Genomic DNA, 21555 nt, shown 5'->3' with positions numbered 1-21555 from the left:
CCGGGCCTCTTGTGAGGCCTGGACAATTTCGCCGCTCACCCATTGGGTGAGTGTGTGCATGATTATACCCTGGCATTGAAATGCCGCTGGCAACGCCGTTCGTGCGGCGTGTTCCAGCGTGGGCTCGTTTTCCCGTATCCTGCCGCCATTTCTGTCGGAACATTGGCCGGCGCCACGGCCGCGTTTGGCTGTTCTGTGGAAACAGTCTGATCTTTGCCATGATCTTGTTGAACGCCCCTGCTTCGGCAAGGATTGAACTGCATTGTTGACTTGGGTGATGCATCCGTCACCCGGTTGCATAAGCTTTTCATAAGACTGCGGAAATCGCGGCGCTGGGAAGGGGAGAAATAGGCACGCAACCTTGTGCGGCGTCTAATCCCGACCGGCTGGGAGCAGGAGGGGATTACGATGAATCGCGTGCGTTTGACTATGCTGACGACAATTGCCGCAACGGGGATCTATGCCACGCAGGCACAGGCACAGGCACAGGCACAGGCACAGGTCGCGAGCGGGGGCACGGACGCTGTGGGGAACGACGACATCGTCGTGACTGCCCAGCGGCGTGAAGAGCGTCTTCTCGATGTGCCGATTTCAGTCTCGGCGATGAGCAGCGAAGCGCTGGATCGTGCCGGTGTTTCCAACGTGTCGGATATCGGCACGTACGTTCCGAACATTCAGATCAACCAGACTGTCGGCAATACGTTCGGCCCGCTGATTTCCATTCGCGGCCTTGCCCCTTCATCGGATACCAGCCTTGGTCGCGATCAGCCCGTCGGCCTCTATGTCGATGGCGTGCCGATCGCGAAGTCGACCGGGGCAGCGTTCGACGTGGTCGATCTCGAACGGGTCGAGGTGCTTCGCGGGCCGCAGGGGACACTTTACGGCAAGAATACGATCGGTGGCGCGGTTAATCTGGTTACGCGCAAACCGTCTGGCGAATTTGGCGGTTCGCTGACCCTTGGCGCGGGCGAACACGACTTGTTCACCCAGCGCATTTCGGTCGACTTGCCGGCCCTCGGCACCGAAGGGGAGGGGCTTGGAACGCTGAAGGCCAAGGTGGCCTATACCGGGCGTCAGTTCGATGGCTTTTACAAGAATACGGGCCCATCGCGGGATTTTGGCCGCCAGCGGCTGAATGCCGGGCGTGTCGACTTGCTGTGGGAACCGAGTGACCGCCTCAGCGTGCGCTACGCCTACGACATCAATGACAGCAAAGGCACTGGCGCGATGCTGGCCATCAGCGCCCCGGGCAGCATCGCCCCCGGCACGACCTATTATCCGTTGATCGAGCCTTACATCCACCCGACCCGGCCCAAATCGATCAGCGCGGATAATGTACAGGAAAATAATTTCCGTGTGTCCGGCCATTCCGTCACGGTGGAATTCGACGCTGGCACGGGCGCATTGGGCGACGTAACGCTCAAGACGATTACCGCCTGGCGGAAGGTACGGACTCGCAGCCACAGTGACTTCGACGGTACGCCATTGGATCTGCTGCGTTTCCGGCTGGACAACAATTACAATCAGTTCAGTCAGGAATTCCAGGTCATCGGCAGCGCAGGGCGGCTGAAATATACGCTTGGCGCATTCTACATGCGCGACCGGTATAATGTGTTCAATCCTCGTTGGAATTTCCGCTTCGGTTCCGACAAGTACGACTTGAGCGAACGTGGCGCCAACAACCACTCGATAGCGGGCTACGGCCAGTTCACCTGGACGCCCCCCGTACTGGAAGACAAGCTGGACATCGCAGTGGGCCTGCGTTGGACAAAGGACACGCGGGATGTGTGGGAACGATTCCTGTCCTACAATACATATGCCGCAAATCCGGCGGATCTCGCTTCCGGCGTGTTCCAGCGCAACCCCGACGGCAGCCCGATTACGGTCAGCGGTGATCCGGCGCTGGGCGCTCTGCCCGGAAGCGGCGGTGTCGGTCCGGACGATTTGATTCCCCTGAGCAACAAGAAATCATGGTCGCGGTTCAGCCCGGAATTGAACATCACCTATAAGGTTTCGCCGAACTGGAACTTCTACGGACGCGTTGCCACAGGTTTCAAGAGCGGTGGCTTCAACGACACTGCGGCCAACAATGCCGCATTCAATTCCCCCTATAATCCGGAAAAGCTGCTGTCGTTCGAACTGGGCACGAAGGGATCGTTCTTCGATCGCAGGCTCCATCTGAACATGGCGGTCTACCACAGCATCTATAAGGATTTTCAGGCGGGCGTGTTTGTCCCTGCCTTCATCACCACCAATATCATCAATGCGGGTGAAGCCCAGTTTACCGGCTTCGAACTCGAAGGGCAGATCAGGCCGATCGACAGCCTGAGCTTCAACTTCGGCTACGGTTATCTGCATGCCCGGTACAAGGAATTCATCCTGCCATCGGGCGAGGATGTGACGCATAGCTACAAGGTTCCGCTGGCACCCAAGCACAATGTCCTGATCGGTGGGGAACACCGCCTGGACCTGGGCTCCATGGAACTGGTCAGCAGCCTGAATTATTCCTGGCGCAGCGCGCAATGGGGTACGATCACGCCTGACGTGCTGAGCCGCCGCAAGGCTTATGGCGTGCTGGACGGCCGCATTTCGCTGGCCGGGATTCAGCTTGGCGGGGACACTGAACTGGAACTCTCGGTATGGGGCAAGAACCTGACTGACGAGAAATACTGGGTCAGCGGTATCAATATGAGCATCTTTGCCGTTCGCCAGTGGGCCGACCCACAGAGCTTCGGTGTTGAAGCCAAGCTGACTTTCTGAAGGCGGGATTGCGCGCGGCGGACGGATGCGGATGATTGTCGATCCATCCCCGCGCGCCCTGTCGCGCCTTTCGTTCGCGACATTGTTCGCCACGACTCTCGCGACAGCGATCGGCAACATGGGCCTGATTTCCGTCATGCCTGCTGCCGGGCGCGAACTGGGAATCTCCGACTTCCTGATTGCCAGCATCTTTTCTCTCTCGGCGCTGATGTGGGCGGTGACGTCGCCATTCTGGGCGGGGCGTTCGGACCGCAAGGGCCGCAAGCCACATATTCTCATCGGGCTTGGGGGTTTTACCTTCTCCATGCTGGGGTGCGGCTGCGTGGTCCTGGCGGGCCTGAATGGCCTCACGGTTCCGTTGGTCACTTTCGCCGGGTTCCTCCTGATCCGTTCGACCTATGGGACGTTTGGTTCGGCATCGGGCGCTGCGGCGCAGGCCTATGTTGCTGACAGGACGGAAGGGCAGTTGCGCGTCCGGGCGATTGCCGCGCTGGGCGGCGCATTGAGCCTGGGAACCATTCTCGGTCCGGCCATCGCGCCATTTCTTATCCTGCCCCATGTTGGTCTTGCAGGGCCGATGTTCGTATTCGGGATTGCGGGTATCGGCATCCTCTGCCTGGCGGCGATAGTCTTGCCATCCGACAGGCCCGGCGAGATCGCACGCCAACATACGGAATCAAGTGGGGGCTGGGATATCTGGCGCGACCCGGCTGTACGACCGTTCCTGATCTACGGTTTCGCGATGAGCTCGGCCCAGGCGGCGAATACATACACGTTGGGATTTCTGGTCATCGACAGGGTCGGTCTTTCCCCGGTGGAGGCCCAGAGCTCCATCGGCATCGCAATGGTCGCGGGAGCTCTGGCTGGGCTTGTCGCACAATGGGGATTGGTCGGCATGTGCGGAATGATGCCACGCGCGCTGTTGCGCTGGGGTGGCGCCTTGGCCTTTGCGGGCAATGTCCTGATTGTCGCTCTGCCCGGTTTCCTGTCTCTGGTTGCTGCTTTTGCCTTGGTCAGTTTCGGATATGGTCTTGCCCGTCCGGCTTACACGGCCGGGGCATCGCTTGCTGTGGGGGATGGGAAGCAGGGTGCTGTCGCAGGTGCCGTGTCTGCGATCGCAGGGGCATCGATCGTCGTCGTGCCGGCTGTGGCCGTCGGCCTATACGAATGGATGCCGGCATTGCCCTTCGTGGTCTTCGGAGGGGTCATGGGCGGGCTGCTGATCTATGCATTCATCGACCCCGCATTGGCGCAAAGAGAGGTTGCCGACTGTGGGATCGTTTCCTGTGAGCGATAGTTTGTGCGCGCTGGTTGCCTTGTGGGGCCATATGGCCACGCGGTATTCTCACCCCACGAAAACAGATGGGCTGCGGGCCTTTGGCATCGGATCACCCCCGGCTGCGTGCCGCGTCATTTAGGAGAGACAAATCATGGATCGCTATCTCGTCATCTCGTCGGACGGACATGCGGGTCTGCCACCGGAACAGTATCGCAACTATCTGGAGAGCAAGTACCACGCCGAGTTCGATGAACGGGTCCAGCGCGAGATCGTCGCTCGTGAAGAGCATGAGAAGCGCTTCCTGCTGGATGATTTCAACACCAAATGGCGCGCGCGCGTCGGTGAGGGGCTGGCCGGGGCCTGGGACCCGGAAATCCGCAATCGCGTGCTGGATGGAGACGGTGTGGCGGCCGAAGTGCTGTTCCCCGATGGTATTACGGAGCGCAACGCTCCCCCATTCGGGGCGGATGTAGGGTTGCGGCCTTTCGGCATTGACCCGGAATTGCAGTGGGCCGGTGCGCGGGCTCACAATCGCTGGCTGGCGGAATTCTGCAGCGACGATCCCTTGCGCCGGATCGGTCTGGCGGTGATTCCGGCGCTCTATGATATCGAGCAGAATCTCAGGGAGATACGATGGGCGCACGAAGCCGGGCTCAAGGGCGTCTTCATGCCGATCATCACCGAAGGCTATGCGATGTACAACCATCGCAAATACTATCCGATGTGGGATCTCCTGCAGGAGCTGAACATGTCGGTCCATTTCCATTCGGGCGGAGCCCCCGCGTATGACACAACCCAGCCGGGCTGGATCGGCACTTATCTGAGCGAATATGCCTTCTGGCTGACCCGGCCGATGTGGTCGATGATCTTTGGCGGAGTGTTCGAACTCTACCCTCGTCTCAAAGTGTGCTTCACCGAAGCAGGGGGAGAATTCTGGTTTCCCTGGGTGCTCGAACTCATGGATATCCGTGCGTCGGTCAAACATACCAGTGGCAAGCTGGGCGATTACAATTCCAACCTGACCATGAAGCCCAGCGAGTATTTCGCGCGCAACATGTGGATCGGATGTTCGGCGCTGCCGGACGAGGAAACGACCGAAGCCTATTACAAGATCGGTATCGATCGGATCATGTGGGGAACGGATTACCCCCATCCGGAAGGAACCTGGCCAGCCACATTGGAGAAGATGCTCGCAAGTCTGGGCGGATTACCGGAAACGGATATCCAGAAGATGTTCGCGGGCAATGCATTGCAGGTCTTCGATCTCGACGAGGATGCACTGTGGGAACTGGCGAGCCGGATCGGGCCGCGCAAGTCGCAGTTTGAAAAGCGTGCGGCCTGAGCGCGAACGCCTGTCTGATTTGCCCCGCAACGCGAACAATCGGGGTAAATCAGGCTTCCCATCGGGTCAGCACCCGGTTAGCCTTCCGCGCAAGGCCGCGTTTGAGACGGCATTGCATGGGAGAGGGCGTTTGGTCACCTGGCGAGGGATTGAAGAGTTCCTGGCAGTTGTCGAAACCGGCAGCTTTACGGCGGGTGCGGAAACACTGGGCGTGTCCAAGTCCTATGTCAGCAAGATGGTCAGCGAACTGGAGGCACGCGTCGGTGCGCAATTGCTACTCCGCACGACGCGACGCCTTTCCCTGACTGCGGCAGGCGATCTGTTCCATCAACGTTGCCAGGAAATGCGTGCGTCGCTGGTCGATGTCGAACGGCAGCTGACCCAGTTTCAGGAACGGCCGGTCGGCCGGTTGCGGGTCGGGCTCAGCGACATCTTCGGCGTGGCGTTCATGTCGGCCATCGCGGCGGAGTTTGGCGCACGCCATCCGGAAATTTCCATGGAGGTGGTCGCCTATCTGCGTGAGGCGGAACTGGTGCAGGAACAGTTCGATGTCATCATCCGCTATGGTCGGCTCAACGATTCCAATCTGAAGGCGCGTCTGTTCGGCTACTTGTCTTATTGTCTGTGTGCTTCGCCGGATTACGTCGCCGCGCATGGCTGGCCCTCATCCCCAACAAATCTCGCGGGGCATTCATGCCTTACGGATCTTGGCGGCCATTTCTATTTTCATGACGAAGATGCCGCCAGCGGGCGGATCAAGGTTTCCGGAAACTGGAAAAGCAACAGTGGGATAGCTCTGGCGTCCGCGGCCCGCCACGGCCTGGGAATTGCGCAAATCCCGATCAGCGTGATCCGCGAGGATCTGACTGAGGGTCGGCTCGTCGCGCTGGATCAGGAATGGGCCTTCTTCGACAAGGAAGTTTGGGCGGTTTTTTCGCCGGGCATGATGCCTGCGGCCACTCGCGCTTTCATCGACCATCTGGCCATGAGCTTTGAACACCGCAAGTTACGCCCGTGGATGCAACCCGCGATGACCGCTCTGGATGAACATCTGCGCGGCGGACAGTAGGCGATTGTGCATGAGAGCGCACGCTCCGTCTTTGCGGGCGCGCTTCCGCAACCGAAGATAGCGGTTATTCTGCCCACAACGCCGCAGGGCAACGGGACCGCATGATAAGCTGGCCCGCAATGGAGAGAAAATGGCGATGCTGCAACGCTTCCCGATGGATATTCCCTTTGGCTGGTTCTTCGTCAGCTACGGTGACGAACTGGCTGTCGGCGATGTAAAGCCTGTGCACTATTTCGGCCGCGATCAGGTGCTCTTTCGTACCGAGGACGGCGAGGCCGGAATGCTCGACGCCTACTGCCCTCATCTGGGTGCTCACATGGGGCACGGTGGCAAGGTCGAGGGCAACAAGCTGCGCTGCCCGTTCCACAGCTGGGCCTTCCGCCCCGATGGTTTCTGCGTGGACATTCCCTATGCCAAGGCCATTCCCCCGATCACCAAGCGTGAACCGATTGCCCGGTCTTATCCGGTGGTAGAGAAGAACGGGGTTGTCTGGGCCTGGTATCATCCCGAAGGGGAAGCGCCACTGTTCGACGTGATCGAGCATGCGCCGTTCACCGAGGCGGGCTGGGCAAAGCCGGTCCGGCGGCTGTGGTCGTTCGCCAGCAATCCGCAGGAGATTGCGGAGAATGGCGTGGATTTCGCCCATTTCCAGTATGTCCACCTGATGGAGGCCGTGCCTGAAGGCGACACCGTTTATGACGGTCACGTGCGCCGCAGCGAGGCGCACGGGCAACGCACGGTCCAGTTGCCGGATGGTGTGGAGAAGGTTGTCCCTTCGAGTGTCCAGACAATCCAGAACGGTGCGGGGCAGAAGTTCACCCAGTTGCGCGGTGTGGTGACGCTGTCTCTGATGGTTCTGGCAACGCCTGTTGAGGCGGATCAGGTCGAATTGCGGTTCTGTTTTACCTATCCGGAAATGGAGGAAGGCTCTCCGGAGCATCAGGCTGTGATGGCGGCAATCGCCAACACCTGCGGTCAGAGCGGTGTCGAGGGCGACATCCCGATCTGGAACCACAAGATTCACCGGGTGCGGCCGCTGCTGTGTGACGGGGATGGCCCGATCCTGCGCTTCCGCCGCTATTTCGAACAGTTTTACATCGAAGGCGACACGCCGCGGCAGATGGCCGCGGTCTGAACGAAACATCCGGTTCCATGAACGAACGCGCGAGAACTGCCTTCTCGCGCGACGGGATAACTTTGTCTGAAGGAGAGATGCTATGGCTAGGCTGCGCTATGTTCAGGGGCCGGTTCCCGCCCCGCAATCGTCGGGATTGAACAACACCGTCCGCACCGTGCGCGCGGTTTATGAAACCGATCCGGAAATCGCCAAGGCGCTGTTGCCCCGGCCACTCGTGGCTGCGGCCCGACCGGAGATTTTCCTTCAGTTCGCGCATGTTGCCATGCATGTGACGCCGGAAACGACAGTCGAAATCGGCGCGCTGACGCTTGGCGTCATGTGCGACTATGAAGGCACGCCGGGCGGCTATGTCTTCCATATGGCGATGGAAGGCGAATCCGTCGTTACCAGCGGGCGCGAACGGTTTGGCGAGCCCAAGAAGATCGCGGAAACGACTTTCGAAAAGGATGGCGATCGCGTCCGCGCCACCTGTACCCGGCATGGCATCACCTATTTCGAAGTGGAAGGCACGCTGGGCGCCGACAAGGGCAAGCCGGAACCGTTCGAGGAATATTTCTACTGCTACAAGGGGCTGCCGTCGATCACCACGCCGGGCGAATTTGACGGTGACGTCTATCTCACCAGGCTCAACTGGAAGCGGAACTATAACCTCAAGCGGGCCTTCGACGGCCAGATCCGTTTCCATGAATCCGCCTATGATCCGCTGGTCGACGTGCCGATCCGCCGCATGGTGAGCATGGATTATGTTGAAGGCGCGACCAATACCAGCGGCCAGCTGCTGCGTACCGTGCCATCCGAATATATCGCCCCTTTCTGGGTGCAGCGGAACGATGTGCCGGCCAATCCGGGCATTGAGATCGCACTCGCCTCGGCAAAGGCCGCCTGATGCGGGATTTCAAGGATCGCGTTGCCGTCATAACTGGCGGTGCAAGTGGGGTAGGCCGGGCGCTGGGCGTCCGGCTTGCCGCCGAAGGAGCCAAAGTAGTTCTGACCGATATCGATCAGGATCGGCTCGATACCACTGCGAAGGAAGTCGCTTCCGAAACCGGTGGAGAGGTCGCGGGCATTCGGGTGGACGTAACCAAGGCAGACTCAGTCGATGCCTTGGCCGACGCGGTGTGGGAACGCTACGGCGCGGTCCACCTGCTATTCAACAATGCCGGTGTCGGACTGGGCGAGGCACAACGGCCAATCTGGTCTTTGCCGGTCAATGACTGGCACTGGGGCTTCGATGTTAATGTTTTCGGAGTTGTCTATGGTATTCGTGCGTTCGTTCCACGGATGATCGCTTCGGGCGAGGAAGGCGTGGTCATCAACACGTCCTCTTCGAACGGCGGATTGCGATCGCTGCCGAATACGCCGATCTATGCCGCGTCCAAGGCGGCTGTGACCAGCATCAGCGAAGTGCTGCACCAGCAATTCCTGCGAGAAGGGGACCGCTTGCGCGCGGCTGTGCTTTTCCCCGGACCGCACGTGGTCAATACCTCGATCCTCGCCTCCAAACGCAACCGCCCGGATGAGTACGGTGCAGGCGACGACAACAAGCCTGCATACGAGACGATGGAGGATCTTGTCCGGACGACCGGCCTCAAGATGGCGCTGACGGAACCCGATGAGGTGGCCGATTTTGCCTTGGCAGGTATTCGTGCGGGACGGTTCTGGCTGTTGCCCGAAAGTGCGGAAAACGATCAGAAACTGCGGGAACGCCTGGACAGTATTGTCGCCCGGACCAACCCGGTATCGGCCTGGTAGGCAAATCAGAAGACCGTTTGGGGGACAAGACGATATGGCAAGCACGGCGATTGACGATCTATCGGTGAAAGGCCGTGAGGAAGCGGGCCCGGCCTATCGCTGGTATGTCGTCGGCGTTCTGTTCATCGCCTACTGTTTCAGCGCGATTGACGCACGAGTGCTGACGCTGCTCGTTATCCCGATAAAAGAGGACCTCGGTCTCAGCGATTTCGAAATCAGTCTGTTGCAGGGCTTCGCTTTCGCGCTGTTGTACAGTGTGGCGGCCATTCCGCTCGGCCGCCTGGTTGATTCCACCAGACGGCGCAGCAGGATAATCGTGGTCGGGGTTCTGTTCTGGTCGGCCATGACTATCATATGCGGCCTGGCGCGGAGCTTCGGGCAATTGTTTGCAGCGCGTGTGGGGGTCGGCATTGGCGAGGCGACGCTGAGCCCGACCGCCTATTCCCTGATCAGCGATTATTTCGAAGCCCGCCGCCGCGCCTTGGCCATCAGCTTCTATGCCATCGGTTATCCGATCGGTGGCGGGCTGGCTCTGGTGATTGGCGGTGCGTTGCTTGCCCATTTCACCGATATGGGCGGCGTGGTGATGCCGATCCTGGGGGCCTTGGCACCCTGGCAGATGGTGTTCATCGTCGTCGGCTTGCCCGGCTTGCTGGTGGCGCTGTTGCTGACAACAATTCGCGAGCCGCAACGGCGTGAGCTTGCCGCCGCCAATCAGGGTGAAACGCTGACCATCCGCCAGACCCTGGCCTATTTGTGGCTGCACCGGCGGCTCTACGGCATGTTGATCAGTTCGATTTCCCTGATCGGTATGCTCTCCATCGGCGTTACTCTCTGGTATCCGACGTTTCTGGTGCGGACCTATCAGATGCCGATCGCGCAAGCAGGGCTGTACTATGGCCTGCTGATGCTCGTTTGTGGAACGATTGGCACGATCGGGGGCGGGTGGGTTTCCGGCGTGCTTATGAAAAAGGGGCGCACAGACGCCAATATGCAGATCGTGCTTGCGACTACTATCCTGAAAGGGCTGCCGCTGATTATCGGCCCACTTATGCCTAGTGCGCCTCTTGCGCTTCTGTTCATGGGGATCGGCACGCTGATCGGGCAGGGTGCGCAAGGAGTGATGATCGCCGCAATTCAGGACGTGACGCCCAACCGCCTGCGCGGGCAAGTGATGGCGCTGACGCTGCTGTCGGTCAATCTGGTTGGATTGGGCGTCGGCGCGAGTTTCATTGCCGCAATCACCGACTTCGGATTTGGCGATGAAAATGCCATTCGTTACTCGATCGCCTTGTCTGGCGTCATTCTGCTGCCGGTGATTATCGGGATCATTGCTCTGGGGATGCCGGCCTATCGCACGGCGCTGGCGCGGATGACACCTTCGCACTGACTGCCTGCATCGCTTGGGGGATAGAACGCCACCGTGAACGTTCGCGGTGGCGTTCGATTTATCTGCTGCACCTGTGTGCTGATCGAGAAATGGCGGCTGGCCGGGAACAAGTTGCGCCGTTCATCCATAAATCAAGTACAGATTGTGTCTCATTCTTCTCGGAGAGAGAAATGTATCAGTACAGCACCGAAAGTGTCGCTGGAGGTCCGCAGCCGGACAAGATCGAACCCCAGGCACCCCCGGAACGGCCAAGTCCCGATATGCCAGCCGAGGCTCCGGTGAGAAATCCTGCCGAAGCCCCATTTCAGTTGCCTGAAACGGAATTGCCCCATCGCGAAGTCCCGGAAACACCGCCGCCGCCGGACTGAGGGGGCAGTCAATTTTCATCACAGGCTAGCAGGGCGATTCAGGTCGTGATTACCGTGTAATACCCGATACCTCGACGGAGTGAGCCCCGTCACCTGGTGGAAGTTGTTCGAAAATGCGGAATGGTCCGCATAGCCGCAGTAATATGCGATTTCCTTGAGAGAGAAGCTGTTCTTTAAAATGAGGGATTTTGCCTTGCTTATCCGGATGTTCCGGATGTGGCAGGTGAACGTGACCCCATAGATTTCGCGGAATTTTCTTGAAAATTGCCGCTCACCTATGCCCAGGAGTTCGGCCATCTCACTCACCGATGTCCGGAGAATGTGCAGCGACGCCAAATGGCGGTCGACCTGATCTCGAAAGGTATCCCTGGAGATCGGGTTGGGGAGATCCCGGGACTGCGCTCTCGTCAGATATCGCATCACGTCCAGGCACAGGATTTCCCCCAGATTGCCCAGGATTCTGTGCGAGGCCCAATCCGGATTTTGAGCCTCCAGGATCAGACGGTGCAATGTCTGAAGGATCTCCCTGCTCTGGATGTTCATGCAATGCTGCAGAACGCTGGCCGGGGCCGATGCCAGCATGTGATCCAGTTCGGGGAAATGGCCGGGCGGAAATTCCAGCCGTCCGTGCCGCAACGTCCCGCCTTCACCGCGTAATCGCAAGCGTTTGTGGGCCGGGATGAACACCACCGTACCAAGTCTTGAAAATGCCTGCGACTGCCCCTCGTCGTAATAGCAACCTTCACCGTGTTGATGGGCGGCGAAGCGATAGGCGAGGCTGTGGGAAGTATTGAAAATCGCGCGGCCTTCCAGCGCAGGCCATTCGTCCAGAGTCAGATCGAAATGCAGATCGGCCGCAGTCAACCGGCTTTGTACGATCCGCTTGAAGATCGGTGACACGGCATTCGACGAACTCATTGGAGAATTTTACAATATGATGTCCGAATTGTTCAAGCCAATTCGGGTTCTTCACTCAATTGGCGTCAGGCAATATCGCACCTCAAACAATAGATGAGGGTGAGGGGGCATGAGGGGCAAAAGTATCGGTCGTCTCGCCTTTTTGGGGATGGCGGCTGCCTCGGCGAATATCCTTTGCGGTGGCGGCAGTGCGGTATTCGCACAGACTGCCGAGAGGGTAACTCTACCCTATCCTGTTGAACAATTCCGGGGGACGATCGCCAAGTCGGCGAAGGATTCCACCCCTGCCTATCCGGGGCAGGTGACTGCGCCTGCAGGCGCGCCGAATGTCCTGGTGATCATGACCGATGACATAGGTTTTGGCGCCGCTGGCACTTTCGGTGGCCCTGTGCCGACACCCAATCTGGACCGTTTGGCGGCTCGCGGATTGATCTATAACCGGTTCCACACCACTGCGCTATGCTCCCCAACCCGCGCGGCCCTGTTGACCGGGCGCAATCATCATGCGGTGGGGATGGGTGTGGTCACCGACATGGCGACCGGATATCCCGGCTACAATTCGATTATTCCCAAAAGCGCGGCGACGGTTGCCGAAGTGCTGCGTCAGAATGGCTACAGTACGGCCATGTTCGGCAAGCATCATAACGTTCCGATCTGGGAAACCTCGCCCGCAGGCCGGTTCGATCATTGGCCGACCGGTCTTGGTTTCGACTACTTCTACGGTTTCATCGGTGGAGAGACGAACCAATGGGATCCGGCGTTGGTGCGCGGCACCAATCGCGTAGCGCCGCCAGATGCCGGTGGCACGGATTCCGTGCTGGACAGATTCCTTGCTGACGATGCGATCCACTGGATTCACGAGCAGAAGGCTTCGGCGCCGGACAAGCCGTTTTTCATTTATTATGCGCCCGGCACCGCCCACGCGCCTCATCAGGCTCCGCGGGAGTGGATTGCGCGTTTCAAGGGAGCGTTCGACGATGGTTGGGACCGGTTGCGTGACCGGATCGTGGCCCGGCAGAAACAGGAAGGGATCATTCCTGCGGACACGGCCGTGACGGCGCGCCCGGAAGGGTTGCCTGCATGGGATACGCTTTCTCCTGAGGAGAAGGCTGTCGCCGCGAGAATGATGGAAGTGTTCGCGGGGATGGTGGCTTACCAGGATGCTCAGGTCGGACGCGTGCTCGACGAAATCGACCGCATGGGTGAGACCGACGATACGCTGGTGATCTTTATCGAAGGGGACAATGGAACCAGTCCGGAAGGCGGCCTGCATGGCACGACCAACTGGGCCGCGGCCATTTCCGGTGCTATTCGTGAAGATCCCGACTGGTTGCTGTCCCAACTGGACGAACTGGGCAGCGAGAATACTTACGGGCACTTCCCGACAGGCTGGGCCTGGGCGTTGAATGCGCCCTTTCCGTGGTTCAAGCAGGTGGCCTCGCATCTGGGAGGAACGAGGAATCCGATGGTCGTTTCCTGGCCTGGGCAGATCGCACAGCGCGGGTTGCGTAGTCAGTTCCTCGATGTGACGGATGTCATGCCGACAGTGCTGGAAGCGGCGAAAGTGCCGATACCACAGGAAGTCAACGGCATTGAACAGCAACGCATGGATGGGATCAGTTTCGTATATACGTTCGGAAAGGCCGATGCGCCGGATCGCCGGCACATCCAGTATTTCGAACTGTTCGGAAACCGCGGCCTGTATCACGACGGCTGGTGGGCAGGAACCACGCCCAACCGGGTCCCATGGGAGAGTGCGGCCAAAGATCCGATTGCAATCACGCAATGGCCATGGGAACTCTATGATCTCAGACATGATTTTGCGCAGGCTCACAATCTCGCGGATCGCTATCCGGAAAAACTGCGTTCCATGCAGGAGTTATGGGACAAGCAAGCGCGGGAAAATCATGTTTACCCACTGGATGACAGCACTTTGGCCAGACTGCGGATAAATCCGTACAAGCAGGGCCGGACCAGTTACACATATTGGGGAACGAACCTCCATATCGCAGAAGAATCCGCCCCCCGGCTGGGACCGGGGGCGTTTTCAGTCGATGCCGATGTGGTGATCCCTGCAGACGGGGCCGAAGGAGTCCTGCTGGCATCGGGTGGCCGGTTTGGCGGTTGGGCCTTCTATTTCGACAAAGGCCGACCAACGGTGGTCTATGCGCAATCGCAACGGCCAGAAGATCGTTGCCGGGTTTCCGCACCGGCACCGGTCCGTCCGGGGCCCAATCGCATTGGCTATCGTTTCGATCCTGATGCGGGCCCGGCCAGTCGGCGTGGCGGTACGATGACGATCACGGTTGGAGGACAAGAGGTGGCGCGCGGCCGGGTGGAGGGCATTTCCCCTTTCATGGCGGAGGCGACCGAGACTTTCGATATTGGCGATGATTCCGGCACTCATGTCGTGGCCGACTACCCGGAAAATCCCCATTTCAACGGCAGCCTGAACAGAATCGACGTCACTCTGCCGGAAGCGGAAGGACATCGGTAGAAGGGGAAGGAAGCTCTTGGATACCCGTGCGCAACAACTTGCCGGTCAGCTTTCACTGCAGGAGTGGAATTGTGATACCTGTCGGAGGGACCAGGGAAACGCGATGAACGGGCAAGGGCGCGATCCAACAGATAATCAACACATCGGGAGAGTGAGCAGATGAGAAGAAAACTACAAAGACCGGCGATGTCCATGCTGGCGGCGTTGTCGCTTGGCATCGCATCGAGTGGACATGCGCAAACCCCTGTTGGTGCGGATGGCGAGGTAACGCCAGGCTGGACCGATTTCCTCGATGGCCTGCGGGATCTGCCGACGCGCATTCTCGAAAAACTGCCTGCTGCGCAGCAATCCGATCCTCAAATCCGCCAGGAGATAGGCAGGTTGATGCTGGAGGCACTGGCGGCAAGGTCGCTTGAAGCCGTCAGCGCCGATCCGGAGCATCCGGTGTTTTTGCCGTCGTTGAACCAGACGTTGAATATCTATCAGCCAAACTCGGATACGATTTACAAGGAAGCGTTGATTGATCCGGCCGGGAGCTATCGCTTGCGCGGGACGCGCGGATCGGTGCGGATATTCAAGCTGGGGCAAATGTCCGTGGCGGGTGCCGATGGCACGGGGCCTGTGGTGCCTTTGGCGTATGGCGATTTCAATGCCCTAGCCACTGATGAGGATGGCCGGTACGATGTCCTGCTGAGCCCCGTGAAGCCCGAAGGCTACGAAGGGGACTGGTGGAAACTGGAACCGGGTGCGCGCAGCCTGGTCATTCGCCAGGTTTCCGCCGACTGGGGCAAAGAGCGGGATCCCACCGTGGCCATAGAACGGTTGGACAAACCGGTACAGCGTCCGCGCGAAAGCGCCGCATCGCTGCGTAAGCGCATGGATGAACTGGCAGCCAGGACTGCCAGGACAGCACTGTTTCTCGTCGGTATTCCCGGCGAGCTTCGCGAGCAGGGTTATGTCAACAAGCTGCGCATTTTCGATGTGATTTCGGGCATGGGTGGCTTGATCGGGCAATTCTATTACCACGGCGTCTATGAACTGGCGGACGATGAAGCGCTCATTCTGGAAACCACTGTGCCTTCACAGTGCGGATATTATTCTACGATCCTCACCAACGATCTATTCGAGACGACCGATTGGGTGAACAATCAGAGCAGTCTCAACGATACGCAATCGCAGGTGGACAAGGATGGCAAGCTGCGGATCGTCATTTCGGCGCGGGATCCGGGTGTGCCCAACTGGCTGGACACGGCCGGTAATCCGACCGGCGTGGTTCAGGGGCGGTGGACCGACTGCAATGCGCAGCCCATGCCCTCGCTGAAGAAGATCAAGCTGGCGGAAGTTCGCAAGTATCTGCCGGCTGACACCCCCACTGTCAGCGGGGAACAGCGTGAGCAGCAGGTTCGCGATCGGCGGGCAGCCTTCCTGCAAAGGATCCTGTGGTAATTGCTGGACGTCCGCTCATGCAGGGCGCCACGGGAGCATGCTCCCGTGGCGCCGGATGCCGGTTTTATGTCACAGGCCGATCACCCGGATTCAGGGACTTAGCCGGCTTCTCCGAACACGGCATAGACTTCGGCGATCGATGGGTTGCGACGTAGTGTCTGCCCTCCGCTGACATGAATGGTCTGGCCTGTGACGAAGTCTGATTCCTCGCTTGCCAGCCACAAGGCGGCATTGGCGACGTCGGCTGCCACACCCGGCCGTTGAAGGGGGATTTCCCGCATATAGAGGTCACGCATCGCGGGCAGGGCCATGCCTCCGCCCGACATCGGGGCGTCCGCAATTCCGCCCGCCGCAATCGAATTGGCCCGTATGCCTTTGTGCCCGAATTCGTTCGCCACGCAGCGAATGACATGATCGATCCCGGCCTTGGTGCCCATGTAGGCGGCGTGATCCTCGAACATGATGGTTGCTGTCACTGACGAAATCTGGATGATCGATCCGCCATCTGTCATATTGCGCAGCAGGGCTTGGAAGAACTGGAACGGACCGGTGAACTGCAAGGCGGCCATCTGCTCCAGCTCGGAGCGGTCGGTTTCCAGAAATGGCTTCAGCAATCCCCACCCGGTGCTGTTCACCCCGACATTGAGGCCGCCCATTTTGGCCGCACTTTCGGCCACGGCGCAGTTCAGGCTGTTCTCGTCGGTTATGTCGCAACCGACCCATCCGGCACCGATCTCTTCCGCAATTTCGCGCAAGGGTTCTTCACGCCGGCCTGCGATCACCACTTCTGCGCCGTGGTCGATGAATTTTCTCGCAATCGCCGCACCGATGTTTTGCGGGGCGACACCCAGAACGAGCGCCTTCTTGCCGTCCAATCTCCGGTCCATGCCCATGTTCGCCTACATTGCCGTGAAGTCGAATTCGGTGATCGGATTGCTGCCGTCCCATGTCTTGGTCGCCTCCCGGCCGGACTTGAACAGTTCCGCGGTTTGAGCACCTTCGATGAATTCGAACAGGGGGCCTGGTTCCCCTTCGATTTCGCAATAGGCGACGCGTGTGCCAGGGTTGGATGCTTGGAAGATCACGGTCATGCCGTCAGCCGTGACATCGGCCACCGTCTGATCGAGATCGTCGACCAGCCAGGCCAGATGATGAAGGCCGATGATCGGCGCACCGGTTCCATCGCGATAAGGCGAGGGTGCATCGTTGGTAACCTTGATGAGTTCGATCTGGGTTTCGCCCTGATAGCCCATGGCGACGTCCATCATCACCACACCGTCCTGGCCGCGATAATTGCCTTGCATGGATACGTTGCGGAACACCGTCCATGGGCCGACGCCCAGCACGTCCTTCCAATGGCGTATCCCGGCGTCGAGGTCGTCGACCAGAACGCCGATCTGGTCGATCGGCCCGTGCTTTGCCATGCTCATGATCCTGTCTCCTTATGATGTTGCGGAATGTCGTCCGGCGCGGCGTCCGAAAAACGATGCCTCGCCCAGCCGGGTACCGGATGCGTAACCGTTGCTGTCCTGTGCCAGGTTGGATGCACAGGCGCCTGCCGCGTAAAGGCCGGGTACGGTAAGGCCACCTTCGGTCAGCACTTCCCCATTGGCCGACACCTTGAGGCCGCCCAGAGTGAAGCCGGTATAGACGGCCTTGCCGAACGAAAGGTCGAACGCGGCATAGGGGCCTTTGTCGAGCGGCTTGATCCACTTCGGATACTTGTGAAATTCCGGATCTTCGCCCTTGGCCGCGTTTTCGTTGTAGGCCGCCATTGTTGCCTGCAAGCTGCCATCGGGAAGGGCCAGGGCGGCTTCCATTTCCGCAATCGTTTCAAAGCCGTCGATCAGTTGCTGATTGGTCAGTTCGGCAAAGCGCGGATAAGCGAAAATCTCTTCATCGACGATCAGATAGGCGATCCCTTCCGGCTGGTGCGCGGCATGGATGCTGGACCGGCTGTGATAGGAATCTTCCGCTACGAACCGTTTGCCTTCGCGGTTGACGAGAATGCCCTTGAGCAGATCCTGGGGTGGATAGAATGGCGATGTCAGGAACGGCTGATCCATGAACATCAGTCCACCGCCGGCGGCTTCGCCCATGCGAATGGCCAGCCCGTCATCGTAAGGGCTGCCCTGTACGAAGCATGACTGCATGATGGGAACGTATTTCGCCACCATCTCGGTATTTTGGCCAAAGCCTCCGCCTGCCAGGATCACGGCCTTGTGCGCACGGATGAAACTTGTTTCTCCATATTGTTTGACGCGAACCCCGACGATCCGATCACCATCGCGGACGAGGGCCTCGACTTTCGTGTCGGTCATGACCTTGGAGACGCATGCCGTGGCGTTTTCGGAGAGAATGCGCAGCGCGAGCGCGCCTCCACCTTCTTCGCCATCGAATGCTACCTTATGCCCTCGCGGGGCGGGCTTGGCCTTTTCCCGATAAGGCCAGACCTGTTCGTTTCCCGTCCAGATCAGACATTCGGGACCTGGCTGGACGACGTTCTTTTCTGGATAGAAACTGCGTTCAAACGGCACGCCCTGGGCTTCCAGCCAGTCGAAGTGCGCGACGCTGCCTTCGGAATAGAGACGGATCTTTTCATGGTCGGGATCAACCGACGTCGCTTCGAGATAGCGGGCCATCTCGGTCGCGTCGTCGTCGAAGCCGCATGCCTTTTGCACTGCGGTGCCGCCACCGAGATAGAAGTGGCCGGCGGCGGCCGACGTGCTGCCCGTGCCGCCGCTGCTCCGTTCTATGACAATGACCGAAGCGCCGGTTTCCGCCGCTTCGATCGCCGCGCAGGCGCCTGCCATGCCGAAGCCCGCGATGACCACATCTGCGCTGTTTGCCCAATGGTCGACAGTCGATGCATCGACGATAAGTTGTTCGTCCGAATTGTTCACGGCGATCCTCTCCCTTTGCGCCATGAATTATGCTGAACTGTCAGTCTGGTCAACCTGTCTGCGATGCCGGGCGCGCTTATTCGCGGGCTGCTGCCTCCTGCGCGAGAAGTTGCCGCAATTCGTCGGCCAGCACCTCGATATATGCGGCCTTGTCCTGAGCGGAGACGTGGCCGGGCCGCGAGATCATTCCGCAAACCTGATCGAGGCGGTGGAGCAGCAGACGGATGCGTGTACGCTGCAGCAGCGCGTCATGGCCGGGGCCCATTGCACAGGCAAAACCCTGCAAGCCGGTCCGCGCAAGCCGGTCGATAACGGCGTCCCGATCCCGATCGAGGCGCAATCTGAAATTGTCCTCGAAGATGACCAGTTGTTCGACCAACGGAGTTACGTAGCCATGCGCAATATAGAGTTGCGCCAGGGCTTCGATCCATTGTTCAAGCCGGCCCGGCTGGAGGGTGTCCTTGTCGGCCAGTTTGTCGAAATGGTTCTGCCAGTCGGCGACGATGCCATCGTAAATCTGAATCGCAAGAGCCAGCTTGGATTCGAAGTGGCCATAGAAGGTCGCCCGGCTGACCTGAGCGGTCCGGATAATGTCGTCGATCGTCGCATTGATGTACTGCGTGGATGAGAAGATCTCCACCGCGGCATCGAGGATGGCCTTTCGGCTCTCGCGGCGTTTCTGCTCCTGATAGGCAGTTCTGCCGGGTGGCCGGCCGCGCCGGGTTTCCGGTTTGGAGACGGCTGCGCCTTTGGTCATGATTGCGTCTTCTCGATAATTCCTGAACCGATGTTATCACGCTCTATCGGCGGTGGATGCCGGTATGGCAAATAGACGTGCCACTAAAGCGTGGCGACGGTTCTCCGTCCTTCGCGCGCAATGCCCTACCATGCGGGGCAGGCCTGTGGACAGCCGCTGATCGCTCTCGCGCTATTCCAGCGATTGGCCCGGTCTGGTAAATATCTGGTCTCTCGCGGCGTGCAGATCGCCGGTTTCGATCTGTCGTTTCATCCGTTCCTTGTCGCGCGCACGATACATGTCCTCTGTGCGGTCGATTTCCTCCAGATTGATGCCGAGATCTTCCAGCGCGAACCTTGCCATTTTCACGGCGGATTCCAGCACCTCGCGCACCACATGCTTTACCGGTGCGCCCCGCAAGTGGAACACAGTGCGACGGTCGAACGCGCGCACATACAGCGTTGCGTCGGGAAATGCCTCATGCACGCCTTCGAGCATTTCCGCGTTGAGCTGGTTGCCATCGATGCAAAACAGGATCAGCTTGGCCTCGTTCGCGCCTGCCTGACGCAGCAGATCGAGCCTGGTGCCGTCGCCGAAATAGACCTTGGCACCGAACTGGCTGGCGACATCGATCATCTCGATATCATTGTCGATCAGGGTCACCGGGATGTCGTTGGCGATCATCATCTGGGCTACTGTCTGACCGAATCGGCCATACCCGACGACGATCGCATTCGCGCCTTCGGCATGCGGCTTTTCGCGTACTTGATCCCGGGCAGGCGGAGCTTCCCTGATACGGCGCGTGGCGGCCATCAGGAACGGTGTCGTCGCCATCGACAGAGTGACGATGGCACCGAATATGCTCGCAGCCTCGGGCGCGATCAAAAGGGCGTTTTGCGCCTGGGTGAACAGGACAAAGCCGAATTCACCCCCCTGGCTGAGTAACAGGCCCAGGGCGAGCGCGTTGCGCCATTCCATCCGAAAGGCGAGCCCGATGCCCATGATGATGGATGTTTTCGCGGCAATCAGCGCCAATGCCATCGAGACGACGAACAGCGGGCGATCGGCGATAGCCCCAAGGTCCAGCTGCATGCCCACGGCCAGAAAGAACAGGCCGAGGAGAATCGAGCGAAACGGTTCGACATCCGCTTCCAGTTCATGCCGGTATGGGGAATCTGCCAGCATCACACCGGCGACGAATGCGCCCAGAGCAGTGGACAGCCCCAGCCATTCCATCACCACTGCCGAGCCGACCACTGTGAACAGGGCTGCGACCACGAACATTTCGCGTTCGCCGAGATTGCCGATCAGGCGGAACAGGGGGCGAATGACGAACCGGCCCGCCGCGATCAATCCGGCGATGGCGATGACCGTGTAGATTGCCAGCAGCCAGCCCGCTGGCCCCCCTGCGTCGGCGGGATTCCGGCTGAGCGCGGCAATGATCGTGATGAGGGGGATGATCGACAGGTCCTGAAACAACAGGATGGCGAAGGCGCGTTCGCCGAAGGGGGTACGCAGACGGCCCGAAGACTGGAGCATGGGCAGGACCTGCGCCGTGGAAGAGAGCGCCAGCGGTAATCCCAGCGCCAGTGCCGCAGGAATGGAAAAGTGCGCGAAAATGGCAATGATCGCCGAGACAACCAGGCCGCAGGCCGCCACCTGCATCAAGCCGAGGCCGAGGATGTCGCGCCGCATCCGCCAGAGGCGGGCGGGGTTGAGCTCGAGCCCGACCACGAACAGCAGCAGGGTAATGCCCAGTTCGGCGATGCTGATCTTCCCTTCCGCATCACCTGCCAATCCGAGGACTTGTGGACCGACCAGAGCCCCGGCGAGAAGGTATCCCAGCGTGGCGCCAAGGCCCAGTTTCCTGAACAGCAGCACGAACACCAGGGCAAAGCCCAGCAGGATCACGCCTTCGCTTAACAAGGACGTCTGGCTAACGTCATGCATCGGGACC

General features: G+C 59.6%; 17 protein-coding genes. 11 read left to right on the top strand and 6 right to left on the bottom strand.

The genetic code is table 11. The features are described from left to right. Positions 1 to 408: 408 nt before the first annotated feature. From MB02_RS02875 to MB02_RS02835, 9 genes are all read left to right on the top strand, one after another. Positions 409 to 2760: a TonB-dependent receptor gene (locus tag MB02_RS02875; protein WP_235829401.1), complete on the top strand. Its 2352-nt coding sequence runs from the start codon at positions 409 to 411 to the stop codon at positions 2758 to 2760. Positions 2761 to 2791: 31 nt separating this feature from the next. Further along, entirely contained in the window at positions 2792 to 4057 is a 1266-nt protein-coding gene (locus tag MB02_RS02870) for an MFS transporter (protein ID WP_235829400.1), read from the top strand. 133 nt (positions 4058 to 4190) lie between these two features. Continuing rightward, complete coding sequence (locus MB02_RS02865) at positions 4191 to 5381, top strand: amidohydrolase family protein (protein WP_067532010.1); 1191 nt, start codon at positions 4191 to 4193, stop codon at positions 5379 to 5381. 130 nt (positions 5382 to 5511) lie between these two features. Then, on the top strand, positions 5512 to 6450 hold the full coding sequence (locus tag MB02_RS02860; RefSeq protein ID WP_067532008.1) for a LysR family transcriptional regulator: 939 nt from the start codon (positions 5512 to 5514) through the stop codon (positions 6448 to 6450). A gap of 130 nt (positions 6451 to 6580) precedes the next feature. Further along, a complete protein-coding gene (locus MB02_RS02855; RefSeq protein ID WP_067532006.1) occupies positions 6581 to 7585 on the top strand; it encodes a Rieske 2Fe-2S domain-containing protein in 1005 nt (334 codons plus the stop codon). Between the two features lie 82 nt (positions 7586 to 7667). After that, a complete protein-coding gene (locus MB02_RS02850; protein WP_067532004.1) occupies positions 7668 to 8474 on the top strand; it encodes an acetoacetate decarboxylase family protein in 807 nt (268 codons plus the stop codon). Continuing rightward, positions 8474 to 9340: an SDR family NAD(P)-dependent oxidoreductase gene (locus MB02_RS02845; RefSeq protein ID WP_067532002.1), complete on the top strand. Its 867-nt coding sequence runs from the start codon at positions 8474 to 8476 to the stop codon at positions 9338 to 9340. The genes MB02_RS02850 and MB02_RS02845 overlap by 1 nt, the downstream gene beginning before the upstream one ends. Before the next feature lie 34 nt (positions 9341 to 9374). Continuing rightward, complete coding sequence (locus tag MB02_RS02840; protein WP_082825921.1) at positions 9375 to 10730, top strand: MFS transporter; 1356 nt, start codon at positions 9375 to 9377, stop codon at positions 10728 to 10730. 170 nt (positions 10731 to 10900) lie between these two features. Continuing rightward, positions 10901 to 11098 carry a hypothetical protein gene (locus MB02_RS02835; RefSeq protein ID WP_067532000.1) on the top strand — a complete coding sequence of 66 codons (198 nt, stop codon included), beginning with the start codon at positions 10901 to 10903 and terminating at the stop codon, positions 11096 to 11098. A gap of 18 nt (positions 11099 to 11116) precedes the next feature. On the opposite strand, the gene MB02_RS02830 is transcribed toward MB02_RS02835, so the two are convergent. After that, complete coding sequence (locus MB02_RS02830; RefSeq protein WP_067531998.1) at positions 11117 to 12016, bottom strand: helix-turn-helix domain-containing protein; 900 nt, start codon at positions 12014 to 12016, stop codon at positions 11117 to 11119. Between the two features lie 109 nt (positions 12017 to 12125). Between MB02_RS02830 and MB02_RS02825 the strand changes: the two genes are divergently transcribed. Both MB02_RS02825 and MB02_RS02820 read left to right on the top strand, forming a co-directional pair. Beyond that, positions 12126 to 14513 carry an arylsulfatase gene (locus MB02_RS02825; RefSeq protein ID WP_067531996.1) on the top strand — a complete coding sequence of 796 codons (2388 nt, stop codon included), beginning with the start codon at positions 12126 to 12128 and terminating at the stop codon, positions 14511 to 14513. 159 nt (positions 14514 to 14672) lie between these two features. Then, positions 14673 to 15959: a DUF1214 domain-containing protein gene (locus MB02_RS02820; RefSeq protein ID WP_156495386.1), complete on the top strand. Its 1287-nt coding sequence runs from the start codon at positions 14673 to 14675 to the stop codon at positions 15957 to 15959. Between the two features lie 98 nt (positions 15960 to 16057). On the opposite strand, the gene MB02_RS02815 is transcribed toward MB02_RS02820, so the two are convergent. The 5 genes from MB02_RS02815 to MB02_RS02795 all read right to left on the bottom strand — a co-directional run bounded on the left by MB02_RS02815 (position 16058) and on the right by MB02_RS02795 (position 21548). Next, the gene (locus MB02_RS02815; protein WP_082825941.1) at positions 16058 to 16846 is read right to left on the bottom strand and encodes an SDR family oxidoreductase; all 789 of its coding nucleotides are present in this window, start codon (positions 16844 to 16846) and stop codon (positions 16058 to 16060) included. Positions 16847 to 16858: 12 nt separating this feature from the next. After that, on the bottom strand, positions 16859 to 17389 hold the full coding sequence (locus MB02_RS02810) for a VOC family protein (RefSeq protein WP_067531991.1): 531 nt from the start codon (positions 17387 to 17389) through the stop codon (positions 16859 to 16861). A gap of 12 nt (positions 17390 to 17401) precedes the next feature. Beyond that, a complete protein-coding gene (locus tag MB02_RS02805; RefSeq protein ID WP_235829399.1) occupies positions 17402 to 18862 on the bottom strand; it encodes an FAD-binding protein in 1461 nt (486 codons plus the stop codon). A gap of 76 nt (positions 18863 to 18938) precedes the next feature. After that, complete coding sequence (locus tag MB02_RS02800) at positions 18939 to 19619, bottom strand: TetR/AcrR family transcriptional regulator (RefSeq protein WP_067531988.1); 681 nt, start codon at positions 19617 to 19619, stop codon at positions 18939 to 18941. Positions 19620 to 19790: 171 nt separating this feature from the next. Beyond that, positions 19791 to 21548, bottom strand: coding sequence for a cation:proton antiporter domain-containing protein (locus MB02_RS02795; RefSeq protein ID WP_067531986.1), 1758 nt, complete (start codon positions 21546 to 21548; stop codon positions 19791 to 19793). Positions 21549 to 21555: the final 7 nt, after the last annotated feature.

It is taken from the genome of Croceicoccus estronivorus, from assembly GCF_001625325.1.
In the GTDB taxonomy this organism is placed as follows: Bacteria; Pseudomonadota; Alphaproteobacteria; order Sphingomonadales; family Sphingomonadaceae; genus Caenibius; species Caenibius estronivorus.
The sequence above is the reverse complement of the archived record's forward strand: the minus strand, read 5'-3'. Positions and strand labels throughout refer to the sequence as shown.